Source organism: Lentzea xerophila (assembly GCF_051094245.1).
GTDB lineage: Bacteria > Actinomycetota > Actinomycetes > Mycobacteriales > Pseudonocardiaceae > Lentzea > Lentzea xerophila.
In genome coordinates this window covers 8,823,647-8,839,645 of record NZ_CP194934.1, presented here as the reverse complement: position 1 = coordinate 8,839,645, position 15,999 = coordinate 8,823,647, and the positions used below count along the sequence as shown (strand labels likewise).

Genomic DNA, 15,999 nt, shown 5'->3' with positions numbered 1-15,999 from the left:
CCGCCATTCTGCGACCCGGACGCTTCGGCCGGCGCCGAAGCGTGCAGCCCCTAACGTCGTCCGGCATGAGCGAAGAGCTGCTGAGCCTCCCGGTCCCACCCGTACCACCGGGCGGGTCGGGCGTGGCCTGGCTCAGGTCGTCCGTGGTCAGGTTCAGCAACGGCCAGGAACACACCCGCAGGCGTGCGCTGACCACCCGGCTCCTCGACGGCGTCGACGCGACCACCCTCGACGAGCTGGCCACGGCACTGGGGCTGCCCGGTGCGATGGGCGACATCGCCCGGATCGCCCCCTGCTACCAGCCGCACGAGCCCGTGACCGCCGAGGCGGACGCGGCGGTGGAGCGGCTGGCGCGAAGCCACGACGAGGTGACCGCGGCGAGGATCGGCCTGCTGGTCCAGGCCTGGGCGGCCACGAACGCCCTCGCATACCACCTGACCAGCGGAAACCCGGCCCCGCCGGTGCCGATCACCCGGCGGGCCACCGAGACCGGCACGATCGAGGTCAGCCTCGCGGCGCACCCGTTCGGCCACGGCCCGCACGCCTGTCCGGGCCGAACCCTCGCCACGAAGATCGCCAAGAACATGGCCTTCCATGCGATGCACCACCGCGAAGACCCGCTGGTCCTCCCCAACGCCTGGGACTACGCCTCCGCCGTCGCGCTGCACGCGGCGGGGTTCACCGCCATCGGCACGACGAGCCTCGGCGTGGCGGCGGCCCACGGCCTCCCGGACGGCATGGGCCTGGCCGGCGACCAGGCCATCGCGCTCGCCAGGTTGCTCACGACGCTGCCCTGCCCGGTGACCGTCGACCTGGAGTCGGGCTTCGGCAGGAGTCCCGAGGAGGTGGCCGAACTCGTCAGCGGCCTGGGCGTGGCGGGCGTGAACCTGGAGGACGGCCGCCCGCACGGCCTGGCCGCACCGCAGGACCAGGCCAAGCTGATCAGGGCCGTGAAAGACCGTGCGCCAGGGGTGTTCCTCAACGCCCGCATCGACACGCACTGGCAGGGCATCGCACTGCACGAGACCGAGGAACGGGCACGCCGGTACGTCGACGCCGGCGCGGATGGCATCTTCGTCGCGGGCCTCACCGAGCCCGCCGGCATCGAGAGGCTCGCGCCGCTGGCCCCGCTCAACGTCCTGGCCCAGAACCGCACGCCGGCCGAACTGGGGAACCTCGGCGTGAAACGCGTCAGCACCGGATCACTGCTGTTCCGGGCAGCCCTCCGCCACACCGTCGCGGCCGCCGAGGCAGTGCGCGACGGCGAACCCGCCCCGGCGTCCTTCAGCTACGACCAGGTGCAGGACCTGATCAGCCGAGGAACACGTTCCGACGCTGGGTGAGCAGCCGGTACAGGGTCTGCTGGATCGTCTCCCGCACCTGGTCGGTCAGGTTGAAGACGAGCATCGGGTCGTCCGCCGCGCCGTCACCGAACACGTCGGTGCGGATCGGCTCGCCGAACTCGATGTACCACTTCGAGGGCAGCGGGATCGCCCCGAGCGGTCCGAACAGCGGGAAGAACGGCGTCACCGGGAAGTACGGGAAGCCGAGCAGCCGGGCCAGGGCCTTGATGTCGCCGATCATCGGGTAGATCTCCTCGGCCCCGACGATCGAGCACGGGATGATCGGCGTGCCGGTCTTCAGCGCCGCCGCCACGAAGCCGCCGCGGCCGAAGCGCTGCAGCTTGTAGCGGTCCTTGAACGGCTTGCCGATGCCCTTGAAGCCCTCCGGCCACACGCCGACGAGCTCACCGGACGACAACAGCCGTTCGGCGTCCGGGTTGCACGCCAGGGTCTGGCCGGACTTGCGGGCCAGCGCGCCGAGCACCGGCGTGCGGAAGACCAGGTCCGCGCCCAGCATCCGCATGTGGCGCTGTGCCGGGTGCTCGGACGCGATGCCGTAGGACGTCATCAGGGCGTCGAGCGGAACCGTGCCGGAGTGGTTCGCCACGATCAGCGCGCCACCAGCCGACGGGACGTTGTTCAGCCCGATGGTCTCGACGCGGAACCACTTCTCGTACAACGGCTTCAGCGGCGGCATCAGCACGTTCTCGGTGAGGTCGCGGTCGAAGCCGAACTCGTCGACCTCGTAGTCGCCCGCGATTCGCCTGCGCGCGAACGACAGCAGGTCGGTCAGCCTGCGTTCCCAGTCCGGTGTGGCGGACTGCTGCTGCTCTGGCTCCGGGACCACCTCGACGTGGCGCGATCTGCGCGCGGCGTCGCGTTCCGGGTCGTGCAGCGGGATAACGCGTGCACCTGCCACTGCGTTCATCTCCTCAAGGCAAGATCAGCGGAAACGAGCGGCCGCGTCGAGGATTCCCCGTTCCGCGGCGTCAACCGTCTCCGGGTCGATGAGCGGCTTCAGGCCCCGGCCGCTCACGTAGTCGTCGAACGCCTGCTGGGTGGTCCACCGCGGCGTGAACCCGAAGTCCTTCTTCAGCAGGGTGGTGTCGACCACGCGCCCCCAGTTGAGGAACCTCATCTGGTCGGGCGAGAAGTCGACGAGCCGGGCGCTCCGGAAGAAGCCGCCGACCGTGGGCACGGCCGCACTGGGCACCGGCAGGTTCAGCCTGCCCGCCCGCCGAATGGCCTGCGACAGCAGCAGAACGCCGTCGCCACCGACGTTGAACACACCGGGCAGGTCGTGCAGCGTCGCGCGTTCCAGGACCGCGAGAGCGTCCTCGGAGTGCAGCAGCTGCACACGAGCGTCGTAGCCCAGAACGGTGGGCACGACCGGAAGAGCGAAATAACGCGTCAGCACCGTGTCGATGCGCGGGCCGATGAAGTTCGTGAAGCGCAGCGTGGTGACGTTCACGTCCGGCCTGCGGCGGCCGAACCCGCGCACGTACCCCTCGACCTCGACGGCGTCCTTGGCGTAACCGGACGACGGCAGGTCCTTCGGGCCCATGTCCTCGGTGAACACCGCCGGGTCGCGCGAGCTCGACCCGTAGACGGCGCTGGTGGACTTCACGACGAGCTTCTGCACCTTGGGCGACTTCTGGCACGCGGCCAGCAGCTGCATGGTGCCGATGACGTTCATCTCCTTCATCACCGTGCGGCCGGTGGGCCCGGCCGGGTTGGCGGTGACGGACGCGTGGACGACCGTGTCCACGTTCGCGGTGGAGATGACCTTGCTGATCAGCGGGTTGCGGATGTCGGCCCGCACGAACTCCGCCCTGCCCATCCGGCGCAGCAGGTCGCGTGGCGGCGGCTCGGTGTCCACACCGAGCACGCGCTCGATGTCCGGGTTCGCGGCGAAGCGCGCGGCGAGGTGGCCGCCGAGGAAGCGGCTGACTCCGGTGACGAGGACGACCTTGGGCGTCATGCGACTCCAAGCACGAAGGGCGTGGCGATTGGTCGATGCTACAGACCGGACAGAAAACCGCAGGGGGCCGGAACGCCGTCTTGACGCAGGTCACGCGGGCTTTACGAGCCAATCACCCGAACGGCGGCCCCCGTTCCCGTGGTTGCGCCACGAGATCTCAAGGAGTGATATTCCGTGCCGGCGCAAGCACCCGGATGGGCCCTGTGGAAACGCGACCGCCGCCGGCCCCCTGCGAGAGGTGACCGGCGGCGGTAGAGCGCATGCGGGCTTACTTGCCGCGCTTCCTGCGCTGGACCCTGGTCTTGCGCAGCAGCTTGCGGTGCTTCTTCTTCGACATGCGCTTGCGGCGCTTCTTGATGACCGAGCCCATGCGGGTTCCTTAGCTCTAGACGTTGCTTTGACTGGCGCGCCCCAGCCTTGGCCGTGTCAAGCACGGCGCGCCGGTAAGCACGATCGGCCTACCAGTCTACCCGGCGGGGTTCGCCAGCCTTCAGCCAGCGTCGAAGTACGCGTTCTCCAGGTAGGCGTGCACCGCCTTCTCGGGCACCCGGAACGACTTGCCGACCCGCACCGCGGGCAGCTCACCGGAGTGCACCAGGCGGTACACGGTCATCTTGGAGACCCGCATCATCGAGGCCACTTCGGCCACGGTCAGGAACTGGACCTGAGCGAGACCTGTTCGTTCGTTCTCCTTCGCAGGCATGTATCACCGCATCCTTCGACACGTGTCGTGCCGTCGGTCTTCCCCACCGACGGTTCGACACGCACGTGCTGTCTTGAGAGTAGCGGGACTGGTGTGACTCCTGCGACGCCCAACCAGAGTTGTTTGCCGGGAACGCGGGGCCCCCGCGTTACCGCCAGCGAAACGCGGGGCCCCCGCGTTGCCACCAGGGAAACGCGGGACGCCCGCGTTACCGCGGCGAGACGCCCGGCCCGGCGCTGCCACCAGGGGAACGCGGGGGCCCCGCGTTTCCCTGAAGGAAACGTGGGACCCCCGCGTGCTGCTTTCGTGTACGCGGGGCGCCTTCGTGCTGTGTGTTGGTACGGAAGCGCCCCGCGTGCGCTCAGTCCTCGTGCTGGCGGCCCAGTTCGACGGAGCGGTCGCGGGCCGATTCGATGGCCGCGAGCAGGGCCGCGCGGACGCCGTGCTTCTCCAGCTCGCGGATGGCCATGATCGTCGTGCCCGCGGGCGACGTGACCGCCTCGCGCAGGATCACCGGGTGCGAAGAGCCCTCGGCGAGCATCGTCGCGGCGCCCACCGCCGACTGGATGATGAGCTGCGAGGCCAGGTCGCGCGGGATGCCGAGCAGGATGCCCGCGTCGATCATCGCCTCGACCAGGTAAAAGAAGTAGGCGGGCCCGGAACCGGACAGCGCCGTCACCGCGTCCTGCTGCGACTCCGGCACGACCGCGACCTTGCCGACGGTCGACAGCAGCTCCTCGACGACCTTGAGGTGCTCCGGAGTGGCGTTGGAGCCGCCTGAGACGGCGCTCATGGCCTCGCCGACGACCATCGGCGTGTTCGGCATGACCCGCACCACGGGCGTGCCCGCGGGCAGCCTGCGCTCGTACAGGGCCGTCGGCAGGCCCGCGCACAGCGAGACGATGAGCGTGCCCGCGCGCAGCACCGGCCCCAGTTCGGCGAGCAACGGCTCGATGTCCTGCGGCTTGACCGCCACGACCAGCACGTCGGCCTTCTCGGCCGCGCCCGCGACCGTGACGGCCTCGAACCCGTACTGCTCGGTGAGCGAGCGTGCACGGGACTCGTGCTTCTCGGTGAACATCAGATCGGTGGCCGCGCGGCCACCCTGCAGAAGCCCGGACAGCAGCGCCTCACCGATCTTGCCCGCGCCGAGCACCGCGATCTTCGTCATCGGTCAAGTCTCACACAGCAGGCGTCAGCGCAAGCTGTCGTGCCTGGCACACCAGCCGCCCGGTCGAGTCGATCACCGTGGCGTCCTCGTCGAACCACTGCCCGTGCACCGCCTGGCAGGTGACGTGGATGCGCAGCCACCCCGGCGCCGGCCGCGCCCGCAGCAACGCCGTCAGCTGCACCGTCGGCGACCACCCGAAGCGGCCGAGGTTGAACGTCACCGGCATCGACAGGTCACCCGCCACCAGCGCGAAGTACGGGTCGGGCTGCTCGTCGGCCGGCCGGGCCCACAGCTTCAGCGTCAGCGGCCCGTCCGTGCGCCGGTCGAGGAACGACGCCGACTCGCGGTCCACCCGCAGGTCGCAGAGGGAGCCGACCTTGTAGACGCCGCCGGTCGGGAACGTCCCGAGCTCCACGGCACCGGGAGGCGGCGCGGCGGACATCGCCGGCAGGTTCGCGTAGTCGGCGCGGTGCTCGGGGATGCGTCCCGTCGTCACCGACGCCTCGACGCACACCTGACCGCGCTGCTCCAGCGACACCGCGATGACGGTCGCCGTCCTGCCGGACTTGCGCACGTCGGTGCGGACCAGGACCGGTCCGACCTCGGGCGCCCGCAGGAACTGCGCGGACACCACCAGCGGATCGCCCTGGGCGGCTTGGGCGGCCGCGCGGGCGATCACCGCGAGCAGGAACCCGCCGTGGGGTTTGGGACCGACGGTCCACTCGGCTGGCAGGGACGCCGTGAACGTTCCGTCACCGAGCGACCGGACCGCGCTGGACTTCGTGAAGGTCATGAGCGGCTGGCCAGCGACCGCAGGAAGAAAGTCACGTTGGCAGGCCGTTCCGCAAGTCGCCGCATGAGATATCCGTACCACTGCTCGCCGTAGGGGACATAAACGCGAGTGCCGAGACGCCGCTGCTCCTCGGGCCGGATGCCGTAGAGCATCTGGTACTCGAAGTCAGTTTTGTCATACCAGCGTGCTCGTTCGCCAATGATTTCGATCAGCCGCGGGTCGTGCGTGGCGAACATCGGGTAGCCGTCGCCGGCGAGCAGGACGTTCACGCACCGCACGTAGTTCAGGTCGACCTCATGGGGGTCGTGGATCGCCACCTCGGCCGGCTCCGCGTAGGCACCCTTGACCAGCCGAACCCTGCTCCCGGGCCCCGCGAGCTGCTTGCAGTCGTCGAGCGTCCGGTGCAGGTACGACTGCAGCACCGCACCCACCCACGGCCAGGTGCGCCGCAACTCCAGCAGGACCCGCAGCGTCGAGTCGGTGGTGGTGTGGTCCTCCATGTCGAGCGTGACCGTCGTGCCGCACTGCTCGGCGGCGGCGCAGATCCGGGAGGCATTCGTCAGGGCGAGCGCCTCGTCGAGCGACTGCCCGACCGCGGACAGCTTGACGCTGACCTCCGCGTTCCGGGCCAGCCCCGCGGCGTGCAGCGCGTCGAGCAGCTCCAGGTAGGCCTGCACGGTGCGCTCGGCCTGGGCCTGGTCCGTGGTGTGCTCGCCGAGGTAGTCGAGCGTCACCGGCAGACCGAGGTTCCGCACGACCTCGACGGCGTCCTTCGTGCTCTCGCCCGCGACGAACCTCTTCACCACGTCACGGCTGATCGGCGCGTTGGCGACGAGGTGGCGGACGGTCTCGTTGCGAGACGCAGCCATGATCAACGCTCGCAGCGGGTTCACACCACGAACCCTAACTCGCCAGTCGGCTTACCGGCGGCGGGGACTCGCTGCCGGTGCCAGGCTCAGCGGGACAGCCCCGGCCGAGCCTTCCCGGCGCCACCCTCGGCAGCCCAGTCCAGGTGCAGCCGCGCGAACAGCAACGCCTCCGCGAGCATCTCCCGCCGCGCCGCGGCCGACCCCGCGCGCCGGGTGTTGACCTCCAGCACGACCTGCCCGTCGAACCCGGCCCGCGCCACCATCTCGCACAGCTCGGCACAGGGCTGGGTGCCGCGTCCCGGCACCATGTGCTCGTCCTTCGGCGCCCCCGACCCGTCGGCGAGGTGGATGTGCCGCAGCCCGTCGCCCATGCGTTTGGCCAGCTCCAGCGCGTCCATGTGCGCGGCGGCCGAGTGCGAGAGGTCGAGCGTGTAGTTGCGGTGGCCGACGTCGGTCGGGTCGACGGACGGCTTGAAGGCGTTCATCTCCACCGAGCGCCCGCGGCCGAGCGGCCGGCGCACCGGGAACATGTTCTCGACCGCGATCGCGATGCCGCTCTCGTCCTCCAGGGACGAGACCAGCTCGGCGAAGCCGTCCGCGTACTTGCGCTGCCACCGGAACGGCGGGTGCAGCACGACGGTCGGTGCGCCCAGGTCACCCGCGGCGCGGACGGCCTTGCGCAGGCGTTCGGACGGGTCCGGCGACCACACCCGTTGCGAGATCAGCAGGCAGGGGGCGTGCACGGCGAGCACCGGCATGCCCGATCGGGACGACAGGCGGTCGACCGCGCGGATGTCCTGCGACACCGGGTCGGCCCACACCATCAGCTCGACGCCGTCGTAGCCCAGCTCGGACGCGATCTCGAACGCCGCTCCGGCGGGCTGCGGGTAGACCGACGCCGTGGAAAGCCCGACCGGGATGCGGGCCGTCAACTCTTCACCAGCAGCATCGCCGCTGGTGAGACGGTGACGATGAGGCCTACGAGAATGGCCAGGAGGGTGGTTTGGAGGTCGTCCGCGCGGCGGATCTTTCGCACCAGCAACACCAGGCCCACGGTAACGGCCAGCGCCACCACGAGTGCGGCCACCGCCTGCGTGCGCCACAGGAAGTTGAACGCGAGCCACAACCCCGCGCCGCCGAGCACGCCGACGGCGAGCTGGCCGATCATGACCAGCCATTCCTTGCCCGGCGAGCGCTGCGACTCGTCGTCCGGGTCCTCCTCGGCCTCGTCGGCGTCGTCGAGACCGGCGGGACCCTCGTCGTCTTCCTCGTCGTTGTCCGCGAGGTAGTCGTCCTCGGCGCGGTAGGCGGCGTACTCCTGCGAGTCGTCGTCCACGTACGGGCCGGGGTGCGCCGCGGTCGACTCCATCGGCGCCATCGACAGGTCGGTGTGCGCGTTCGGGTCGTCGTCGCCGAACCAGGCGTCGGGCACGTTGTTCGGCAACGGCTCCGGCAGCCTCGGCGGAGCCGGCGGCACGATCAGCACGGACTCGGTCTCGAGCGCGGCGATCTGGTCCACCGGCGCCTTCGCCGGGATGCGCGGGAGCTGCTCGGTCATCGCCTCGCGCGGCGGTCCGGGGACCGGCATCTGCCCCGACGGCGGCACCGGCTTCGGCCGGGTGATGTTCGGGCGCGACGGGTTCGGCGCCGGGTCGAGCCGCGACTCGATCCGCCCGGCGTCCGGGCGCGGCAGGTCCGAGCGGGACGGCTGGTCGCGGACCTGCGGCACCTGCCGGGTCTGCTCGGCGGCGGCCGGGGGTGGCATCGGCGCGGCCGCGGGCTTCTGGGCGGGCGGCGCCGGCTTCGGGGTGGGCGGGGCCGGTCTGCGGACCTGCGGCGGCTGGGCCGGCGGCACCGGCAGCTGCTGCGACGGCTGCGGTGGCTTCGGCTGAAGAGGCGGTGCGACCTGCGGTTTCGGCTGGTACGCGGTGCGCTCGGCAGCAGTGGGCGGCGGCCCGGCGGGAGCCTGGGGTTCGGGGGCCGCACGACGACCGGACGGCGGTGCGTCGTCGTCGCGGATGGCCATCAGCCGGCCGCTGTCGGACAGGACCCGCTCGATGATCGTCTGGGGCGCGGTCTCCGGCTGCTGGGCCTCGTCGGGGTCGTCAGCCGCCCGGCGGCGTCGCCGACGTGGCGCACTCTCCGCGCTGCCCCCGTACTGGGCGAGCAGCTCAGCGACAGTGCGCTGCGTCTGGTCCGATCCGCTCTCTCGACTCATCAACTCCACCGTGCCCCGGTCTGGCCAGTCCGTCCAGTATCGCTCTGGTCCGTCCCATCAGTGTGGTCCAGGCGCCGGAGGATGACACCCTCCCGGAGTGCCCACGGGCAAATCTCCAGCTGCGTCAGTGAAAGGGCTCGCATTGTTGCCTCCGCGACCAGTGCGCCCGCGACGAGCTGGTGGGCGCGTGAGGTGCTCACGCCCTCCAGTTCGGCGAGGTCACCGGCCGACATCCGGGAAATGAACGCGATCAGCTGCCGCAGGCCCGCGTCGGTGAGCACCCGACGCGCCCTGGGACCGGCAGACGATGGCGCGGCCCCGGTGAGCCGCGCCAGCGTTCGGAAAGTTTTTGAGGTCGCAACCACCCGATCGGGTTCTCCCGCGCGTTTCAGCTTCCGCGCCACGGGCGCGAGCTGATCGGCGAGCCAGTCGGTGGTCTCGCGGACCTCCGAGCGCCGGGGCGGGTCCTTGCGGAACCGGGTCCTGGTCAGCCTCCCCGCGCCCAGCGGCACGGAGAAGGCCAGGTCGGGGTTCTCGTCGCGACCGATGGCGAGCTCGAGCGAGCCGCCACCGATGTCGAGGCTGAGCAGCTTGCCCGCGGACCAGCCGTACCAGCGGCGGACCGCGAGGAAGGTGTACTTCGCCTCGTCCTCGCCGGAGAGGACCTTGAGGTCGACCCCGGTCTCGGACCGCACCCGGTCGAGCACGTCGGCGGAGTTGCCCGCCTCGCGCACCGCCGAGGTCGCGAACGCCATCAGGTCCTCGCAGCCGGACCGTTTGGCCGACGCCTTGGCGGCGGCCACGGCACGAACCAGCTGGTCAGCGCCCGCCTTGGAGAGCTGGCCGGAGTCGTCGAGCTGCTCGGCGAGACGAAGGATCGTCTTCTCGGACGTCATGGGGATGGGGTGGGCACCACGATGCGCGTCCACCACCAAGAGGTGGACGGTGTTGGACCCCACGTCGAGAACGCCCAGGCGCACGCCGGAAACGGTACCTGGTCGTGTCCGTCAGGACTCGAACTTGTAACCCAGACCCCTCACGGTCACCAGGTGCCGCGGTGCCGACGGGTCCGGTTCGATCTTCGACCGGAGCCGCTTGACGTGCACGTCCAGCGTCTTCGTGTCGCCCACGTAGTCGGCTCCCCACACGCGGTCGATCAGCTGGCCCCTGGTGAGGACGCGGCCGACGTTGCGCAGCAGGTACTCCAGGAGGTCGAACTCCTTGAGCGGCAGGCTGATGTCCTGGCCACTGACGGTGACGACGTGGCGTTCCACGTCCATCCGCACCGGACCGGCCTCCAGGATCTGCGGCAGCAGATCCTCGGACTCGCCGCCGCGGCGCAGCACCGCGCGGATGCGGGCGATGAGCTCCCGCGCCGAGTACGGCTTGGTGACGTAGTCGTCCGCGCCCAGTTCCAGGCCGACGACCTTGTCGATCTCGCTGTCGCGCGCGGTCACCATGATCACGGGGACCGCCGAGCGCTGCCGGAGCTGCTTGCACACGTCGGTGCCGCTCATGCCGGGCAGCATGAGGTCGAGCAGCACGATGTCGGCGCCGTTGCGGTCGAACTCCTCGAGCGCCTCCTGGCCGGTGGCGGCGAGGGCCGCGGTGAACCCCTCCTTGCGCAGCAGGAAGGCGAGCGGATCGGCGAAGGACTCCTCGTCCTCCACGATGAGCACCCTGGTCACAGCTCTCCTCCAGTGTCACCCGCGGCGGTGGGGACCAGCGCCGGGTTGGGTTCGGCCGCCGCGGCGGGGATCCGCAGCGTGAAGGTGGACCCCGTTCCTGGCAGGCTCCACAGCTTCACCTCGCCGCCGTGGTTGGCGGCGACGTGCTTGACGATCGCGAGCCCGAGGCCGGTGCCCCCGGTGGCGCGCGACCGAGCCTTGTCGACGCGGTAGAACCGCTCGAAGACCCTGATCTGCTGGTCCTCGGCGATGCCGATGCCGCGGTCGGTCACCGCGATCTCGACGTGCCCGTCCACCAGCCTGCGGCTGACGGAGACGGGGCTGCCGGGCGGCGAGTACGCGACGGCGTTGTCCAGCAGGTTCGTCAGCGCCGTGACCAGCAACGCCCGGTCACCCGGCACGACGAACCCGCTCGGTTCGTCGGTGGTGATCGAGATGTTGACCGACTCGGCGGCGAGCTTGGACCGCGACAGCGCCTCGTTGATCACGACGTCGACCTCGGTGTCGCTGAGCTCCGGCAGCTTCTCGGCGCCCTGCAGGCGCGACAGCGCGATGAGCTCGGTGACGAGCGTGCCGAGGCGGGTGGCCTCCTGCATGATCTTCGCGCTGAAGCGGCGGACCTCGTCCTGGTCGTCGCTCGCGTCCAGCACGGCCTCCGCCAGCAGCGCCAACGCGCCGACGGGCGTCTTCAGCTCGTGGCTGACGTTCGCCACGAAGTCGCGCCGGGTCTTCTCCAGCCGCACGGCCTCGGACTCGTCGGTCGCGTCCACGACGATGAAGTTCTCGATGAGCAGCCGGACCTCGGCGTGCACGGCCTCCGGCTGCCGACCGGTCCGGTAGCCGTCCAACGGCGAGAGGTCGACGTACACGACCTCGTTGCTGTTCCGGACGCCCTCGGCGGCCTTGCGGGCCCGGTCGTCGACGCGGTTGTTGCGGACGATCCCGAGCTCTTCGGCGCGGGGGTTGTGCAGCACGACGTCGCCGAAGTGGTTCAGCACCACGATGCCGTCGTGGGAGTCGTGCACGATCTGCTGGATCAGGTCGGCGACCGTCAGGCCGTCCGGCTTGCGGGCGTGTTTCGGTGCGGTGAACCTGCCAACGAAGAAAGCGGCGATCACGCCGATGAGCGCGACGCCGATCGACACAGCGAGGTAACCCGTTGTGGTCACGAGGCGAATGGTAAGCAGCTTCGAGGTGTCTTGGCCTAGTGCGGAAGCGTGAACCGTGACACCCGTGACACCTCAATGGACGGTTGTTCCGTCCCTGGTCAGGCGCCGTTCACCCAACCGTGATGGAGAGGGGTGGCCACTGCTTCGCGGCCGGCGGCGAGTTCGTCGGGAAGCCGGTCGGACTCGCGACGAGAAAAGGGCGCACCCGACGCGCGGGTACGCCCTTTTCAATCCTCTTACCGGCCCTGGTTGGCGACCGCGGCGATGGCGTCCTTGGCGGCCTCCGGGTCGAGATACTCGCCGCCCGGCTTGATCGGCTTCAGGTCCTCGTCGAGGTCGTAGCGCAGCGGGATGCCGGTCGGGATGTTCAGCCCCGCGATGGCCTCGTCCGAGATGCCGTCGAGGTGCTTCACGAGCGCGCGCAGCGAGTTGCCGTGCGCGGCCACGAGGACCGTCTTGCCGGTGCGCAGGTCCGGCACGATCGCCTCGTCCCAGTACGGGAGCATGCGCTTCACGACGTCGAGCAGGCACTCGGTCAGCGGCAGGTCGGGCCCGAGGTCCGCGTAGCGCGGGTCGGTGTCCTGGCTGAACTCGCTGCCGGGCTCGATGGGCGGCGGCGGCGTGTCGTAGGAGCGGCGCCAGAGCATGAACTGCTCCTCGCCGAACTCCTCGAGCGTCTGCTTCTTGTTCTTGCCCTGCAACGCGCCGTAGTGGCGCTCGTTGAGGCGCCAGTCCCGCTTGACCGGGATCCAGTGCCGGTCGGCGGCGTCGAGCGCCAGGTTCGCGGTCATGATCGCCCGGCGCATCAGGCTCGTGTGCAGGATCTCCGGCAGCACGCCGGCCTCTTTGAGGAGCACCCCACCGCGGCGGGCCTCCTTCTCGCCCTTCTCCGACAGGGGAACGTCCACCCAGCCGGTGAACAGGTTCTCCGCGTTCCACGTGCTCTCGCCGTGGCGGAGCAGCACCAAGGTTCCGACAGACATGGCAGCTAGCCTGCCATGTCCGTCGTCCTGCCGTACCCCGGCAGGTCACCGTGATCCACGCCATGGGACACCTGCACGAGGATCTCCCGCCCGTCCGGGCCATCGCGGCCGACGGCCGTTGCTCGCCCCGATTCCGGCGCGTCACGCGACGAGATTCCGGCTGAAGCGGAAATGCGGCGCGGCGGCCCACCGGGCGCCGCCGCGCCCACTGATCAGGCCTGCTCGCGGGCCCTGAGGTCCTTGCGCAGGATCTTGCCCGCGGCCGACTTCGGAATCGCCTCGATGAACTCCACCGCGCGCACCTTCTTGTGCGGAGCCACGTTCGCCGCCACGAACGCCATCACGGCCTCACCGTCGATCTCCGACCCCGCCTGCCGCACGACGAACGCCTTCGGAACCTCCTCGCCGTCGGCGTCTTGCACGCCGATGACCGCCGCGTCGGCGATCTCGTCGTGCGTGAGCAGCACGGCTTCGAGCTCGGCCGGCGGGACCTGGTAGCCCTTGTACTTGATCAGTTCCTTCACGCGGTCGACGATCGAGACGATGCCGTCGGCGTCGATCACGGCCACGTCGCCGGTGTGCAGCCAGCCCTCGTCGTCGAGGGTGGCGGCGGTGGCGTCGGGGTTGTTGAGGTAGCCCTTCATGACGTTCGGGCCGCGGCACAGCAGCTCGCCGCGCTCACCCGCGCCGACGTCCTCACCGGTGGCGGGGTCGACCAGGCGGCACTCCAGGTTCGGGATGATCACGCCGACGGTGCCGACCGAGATGTCGTCGCGGCCGTCCGGGATGGCGTGGCTGACCGGTGACATCTCCGTCATGCCGTAGCCCTGGACGACGCGGCAGCCGATGCGCTTGCGCACCGCGGCGGCCAGGTCCTCGTCCAGCGGCGCGGCGCCGGAGAAGAGGGTCTTCATCGGGGAGAGGTCGTAGTTGTCGACGATCGGGTGCTTGGCCAGTGCGACGGCGACCGGTGGGGCGATGTAGACGCGGTCGGTCTTGTGCTCGGCGATGACCCGCAGGAACTCGGGCAGCTCGAACTTCGGCAGCGTCACGACGACACCGCCGATGTACAGGCCGTTGTTCATCAGCACCTGCATGCCGTAGATGTGGAAGAACGGCAGCACGGCGAGGATTCGGGTGTGCGGGCCGACGTCGTCCAGGATCGGGCCGCACTGCACGATGTTCGCGACCAGGTTGCGGTGCGTCAGCATCACGCCCTTGGGCAGCGCGGTCGTACCGGACGAGTACGGCAGCACCGCGACGTCCTCGGCCGGGTTGATCTCCACCTCGGGCACCGGGTGCGAGTTCGCGAGCAGCTCCGGCAACGACGGGTAGCCCTCGGCGCCGTCCAGGACCACGACGTCGGTGACGCCGGCCTTCGCGGCACCGGGAGCGGCGTTGGGCAGCAGCACGGACACCGTGAACAGCATCTTCGCGCCCGCGTCGTGCAGCTGGTGCGCGACCTCGTCGGGCGTGTAGAGCGCGTTGATCGTGGTCGCCGTGGCCCCCGCGCGCAGGATGCCGTGGAAGACGACGGCGTAGTAGGGCGTGTTCGGACTGAGGATGCCGACCACGTCGCCCTTGCCGATGCCGCGCGCGGCCAGCGCCGCGGCCATGCGGTCGATCGCCCCGGCCAGCTGGCCGTAGGTGAGCGTCGCGCCGGACATGCCGTCGATCAGCGCGACCCGGTCCGCCCGGTCGGCGATGTCTCCGAACAACAGCTGATGCAGCGACACGTCAGGGATCTCGACATCGGGATACGGACTGCGAAAGACCATGCGGCGACCTCATTCACTCGCTGTACACCCAGCCTGTGGGGTCATCGTGATCCAGCCCACTGAGCTGGTCAAGGACCGTCGATCGCTACAGAGACGTTACTTTGCTCGGCTAAATACACTCGAATGGAGCAATACAAGCACTTGTGATCGCAAGGACGTATCTGGGAAGTTGATACCGCCTCCGCGAGTCGGCTCCCACGCTTACTCGACGAGCGCGAGGCACCGTGCGCGGTTCGTCATCCCCCGTCGAATCGCGTGGCCCGCTTGGGATCCGCAGGCTCCCCCCGTCCACGGATCCACTGCAGCGGGGACCTTTGACGCGGGACGGCTCGATGCGACTCCCCCTCTCTCCCGAGCCGTTCCGCGCATCATCAAAGGCACACTCTCAGTAGAACTTGATCATGCTGCTTCGTTCATTCGAGTGACGCGCCTGCGTCGCCGCAGCACGTAGACCACCGCCGCCGCCGGCACCCCGAGCGCCACCAGGAACGGCAGCGTGGCGCCGATGCCGATCATGATCACGCTCAGGACGGCGACCAGCGCGTCCCAGCCGCCGGCCAGCGCACCGAGGAACCCGACCTTCTCCTGCTCGACCACGATCGGAACGGTGCTGACCTGCACCGTGAGCGTGGCGAGAGCCACCTTGCCCTTCAACGACTCGCTGCGCCGCTGCATCGACTCCAGGTCGGCCTGCCGCTTGGTCAGCTCGGCCTCGACCTGCGCGATCTCGGACGTCGACCCGGCCCGGTCGAACAGCACGCGCAGCCGGTCGACGCTGGCCCTCTGCGTCGCGATCCGCGCCTCGACGTCGACCAGCTGGTCAGTGACGTCCTCGCTGCGCACCTCGCTGCGTGTCACCTCACCGACGCTCGCGAGGTCCCGCACGACCTTGTCCAGCTCCGCGGACGGCACCCGCACGGTCACGGACCCGTTCTTCCTGGTCGAGTTCTCCTCGCCGGCGAACCCACCGACGGCCTGCGCCCGGTCCTTCACCTGGCCGATCGCCTTCAGCACGTCGTCGCTGCGCAGGTCGACGGTCGCCGTGCGCACCAACTGCCGTTCCTGCTGCTGCACCGACTGCACGGCGGCCGGGGCCTTCTCCTGCTGCGGCGCCACGTTCTGCGCCGCCTGCGGAGGTGCGGCGGCATCCCTCGCCGACGTCCCCCCACCGCTCGTACCGCTTCCGCACCCGGCCGAAGCCAGGGCCAGCAACGCGACTCCCACCAACAGCACTGGTCTGCCCATGCCAGTCGGACGGCACGGGACGGACCAGTGGTTGCCGCGTAGGCCGAAACGAGTTGCC

The 15,999-nt window shown here is 70.1% G+C and carries 16 protein-coding genes; 1 reads left to right on the top strand and 15 read right to left on the bottom strand.

Features of this window, described 5'->3' with window-relative positions:
* Nucleotides 1-65: 65 nt before the first annotated feature.
* Nucleotides 66-1,343: an isocitrate lyase/PEP mutase family protein gene (locus ACRSBM_RS42585; protein ID WP_434452541.1), complete on the top strand. Its 1,278-nt coding sequence runs from the start codon at nucleotides 66-68 to the stop codon at nucleotides 1,341-1,343.
* Here the strand turns inward: ACRSBM_RS42585 and ACRSBM_RS42580 are convergent.
* The 15 genes from ACRSBM_RS42580 to ACRSBM_RS42510 form a co-directional block, all read right to left on the bottom strand.
* On the bottom strand, nucleotides 1,312-2,271 hold the full coding sequence (locus tag ACRSBM_RS42580; RefSeq protein WP_434452538.1) for a lysophospholipid acyltransferase family protein: 960 nt from the start codon (nucleotides 2,269-2,271) through the stop codon (nucleotides 1,312-1,314). The two genes, ACRSBM_RS42585 and ACRSBM_RS42580, sit on opposite strands and share 32 nt — an antisense overlap.
* A gap of 15 nt (nucleotides 2,272-2,286) precedes the next feature.
* Nucleotides 2,287-3,324 carry an NAD-dependent epimerase/dehydratase family protein gene (locus ACRSBM_RS42575; RefSeq protein WP_434452537.1) on the bottom strand — a complete coding sequence of 346 codons (1,038 nt, stop codon included), beginning with the start codon at nucleotides 3,322-3,324 and terminating at the stop codon, nucleotides 2,287-2,289.
* Between the two features lie 268 nt (nucleotides 3,325-3,592).
* Nucleotides 3,593-3,694, bottom strand: a complete 102-nt coding sequence (locus ACRSBM_RS42570) for a 30S ribosomal protein bS22 (protein WP_015105422.1) — start codon at nucleotides 3,692-3,694, stop codon at nucleotides 3,593-3,595.
* A 120-nt stretch (nucleotides 3,695-3,814) separates the two neighbouring features.
* Nucleotides 3,815-4,027: a helix-turn-helix domain-containing protein gene (locus ACRSBM_RS42565; protein ID WP_030477960.1), complete on the bottom strand. Its 213-nt coding sequence runs from the start codon at nucleotides 4,025-4,027 to the stop codon at nucleotides 3,815-3,817.
* 361 nt (nucleotides 4,028-4,388) lie between these two features.
* Entirely contained in the window at nucleotides 4,389-5,198 is an 810-nt protein-coding gene (gene proC, locus ACRSBM_RS42560; protein ID WP_434452535.1) for a pyrroline-5-carboxylate reductase, read from the bottom strand.
* A 10-nt stretch (nucleotides 5,199-5,208) separates the two neighbouring features.
* Complete coding sequence (locus ACRSBM_RS42555; RefSeq protein ID WP_434452533.1) at nucleotides 5,209-5,991, bottom strand: thioesterase family protein; 783 nt, start codon at nucleotides 5,989-5,991, stop codon at nucleotides 5,209-5,211.
* Nucleotides 5,988-6,884, bottom strand: a complete 897-nt coding sequence (locus ACRSBM_RS42550; protein WP_434452532.1) for a proline dehydrogenase family protein — start codon at nucleotides 6,882-6,884, stop codon at nucleotides 5,988-5,990. Before ACRSBM_RS42550 ends, ACRSBM_RS42555 begins: the two co-directional genes overlap by 4 nt.
* A 62-nt stretch (nucleotides 6,885-6,946) precedes the next feature.
* The gene (locus ACRSBM_RS42545; protein ID WP_434452530.1) at nucleotides 6,947-7,792 is read right to left on the bottom strand and encodes a sugar phosphate isomerase/epimerase family protein; all 846 of its coding nucleotides are present in this window, start codon (nucleotides 7,790-7,792) and stop codon (nucleotides 6,947-6,949) included.
* On the bottom strand, nucleotides 7,789-9,078 hold the full coding sequence (locus ACRSBM_RS42540) for a hypothetical protein (protein ID WP_434452529.1): 1,290 nt from the start codon (nucleotides 9,076-9,078) through the stop codon (nucleotides 7,789-7,791). Before ACRSBM_RS42540 ends, ACRSBM_RS42545 begins: the two co-directional genes overlap by 4 nt.
* Nucleotides 9,078-10,058 carry a Ppx/GppA phosphatase family protein gene (locus ACRSBM_RS42535; protein WP_434452528.1) on the bottom strand — a complete coding sequence of 327 codons (981 nt, stop codon included), beginning with the start codon at nucleotides 10,056-10,058 and terminating at the stop codon, nucleotides 9,078-9,080. The genes ACRSBM_RS42540 and ACRSBM_RS42535 overlap by 1 nt, the downstream gene beginning before the upstream one ends.
* Before the next feature lie 27 nt (nucleotides 10,059-10,085).
* Complete coding sequence (locus ACRSBM_RS42530) at nucleotides 10,086-10,766, bottom strand: response regulator transcription factor (protein ID WP_109629061.1); 681 nt, start codon at nucleotides 10,764-10,766, stop codon at nucleotides 10,086-10,088.
* Nucleotides 10,763-11,935 carry a sensor histidine kinase gene (locus tag ACRSBM_RS42525; RefSeq protein ID WP_434452526.1) on the bottom strand — a complete coding sequence of 391 codons (1,173 nt, stop codon included), beginning with the start codon at nucleotides 11,933-11,935 and terminating at the stop codon, nucleotides 10,763-10,765. The genes ACRSBM_RS42530 and ACRSBM_RS42525 overlap by 4 nt, the downstream gene beginning before the upstream one ends.
* Nucleotides 11,936-12,171: 236 nt before the next feature.
* Nucleotides 12,172-12,918 (bottom strand): phosphoglyceromutase, encoded by a 747-nt coding sequence (locus ACRSBM_RS42520; protein WP_434452525.1) that lies wholly within the window; start codon nucleotides 12,916-12,918, stop codon nucleotides 12,172-12,174.
* 212 nt (nucleotides 12,919-13,130) lie between these two features.
* Nucleotides 13,131-14,696 (bottom strand): 4-coumarate--CoA ligase family protein, encoded by a 1,566-nt coding sequence (locus tag ACRSBM_RS42515; protein WP_434452523.1) that lies wholly within the window; start codon nucleotides 14,694-14,696, stop codon nucleotides 13,131-13,133.
* A 399-nt stretch (nucleotides 14,697-15,095) separates the two neighbouring features.
* Complete coding sequence (locus tag ACRSBM_RS42510) at nucleotides 15,096-15,941, bottom strand: DUF4349 domain-containing protein (protein WP_434452521.1); 846 nt, start codon at nucleotides 15,939-15,941, stop codon at nucleotides 15,096-15,098.
* Nucleotides 15,942-15,999 lie beyond the last annotated feature (58 nt).

Excerpts from the sequence above, each read along its gene's own strand:
- ACRSBM_RS42585 (WP_434452541.1), top strand. The coding sequence starts at position 66 with ATGAGCGAAGAGCTGCTGAGCCTCCCGGTCCCACCCGTACCACCGGGC.
- ACRSBM_RS42580 (WP_434452538.1), bottom strand. The coding sequence starts at position 2,271 with ATGAACGCAGTGGCAGGTGCACGCGTTATCCCGCTGCACGACCCGGAA.
- ACRSBM_RS42575 (WP_434452537.1), bottom strand. The coding sequence starts at position 3,324 with ATGACGCCCAAGGTCGTCCTCGTCACCGGAGTCAGCCGCTTCCTCGGC.
- ACRSBM_RS42570 (WP_015105422.1), bottom strand. The coding sequence starts at position 3,694 with ATGGGCTCGGTCATCAAGAAGCGCCGCAAGCGCATGTCGAAGAAGAAG.
- ACRSBM_RS42565 (WP_030477960.1), bottom strand. The coding sequence starts at position 4,027 with ATGCCTGCGAAGGAGAACGAACGAACAGGTCTCGCTCAGGTCCAGTTC.
- proC (WP_434452535.1), bottom strand. The coding sequence starts at position 5,198 with ATGACGAAGATCGCGGTGCTCGGCGCGGGCAAGATCGGTGAGGCGCTG.
- ACRSBM_RS42555 (WP_434452533.1), bottom strand. The coding sequence starts at position 5,991 with ATGACCTTCACGAAGTCCAGCGCGGTCCGGTCGCTCGGTGACGGAACG.
- ACRSBM_RS42540 (WP_434452529.1), bottom strand. The coding sequence starts at position 9,078 with ATGAGTCGAGAGAGCGGATCGGACCAGACGCAGCGCACTGTCGCTGAG.
- ACRSBM_RS42520 (WP_434452525.1), bottom strand. The coding sequence starts at position 12,918 with ATGTCTGTCGGAACCTTGGTGCTGCTCCGCCACGGCGAGAGCACGTGG.
- ACRSBM_RS42515 (WP_434452523.1), bottom strand. The coding sequence starts at position 14,696 with ATGGTCTTTCGCAGTCCGTATCCCGATGTCGAGATCCCTGACGTGTCG.
- ACRSBM_RS42510 (WP_434452521.1), bottom strand. The coding sequence starts at position 15,941 with ATGGGCAGACCAGTGCTGTTGGTGGGAGTCGCGTTGCTGGCCCTGGCT.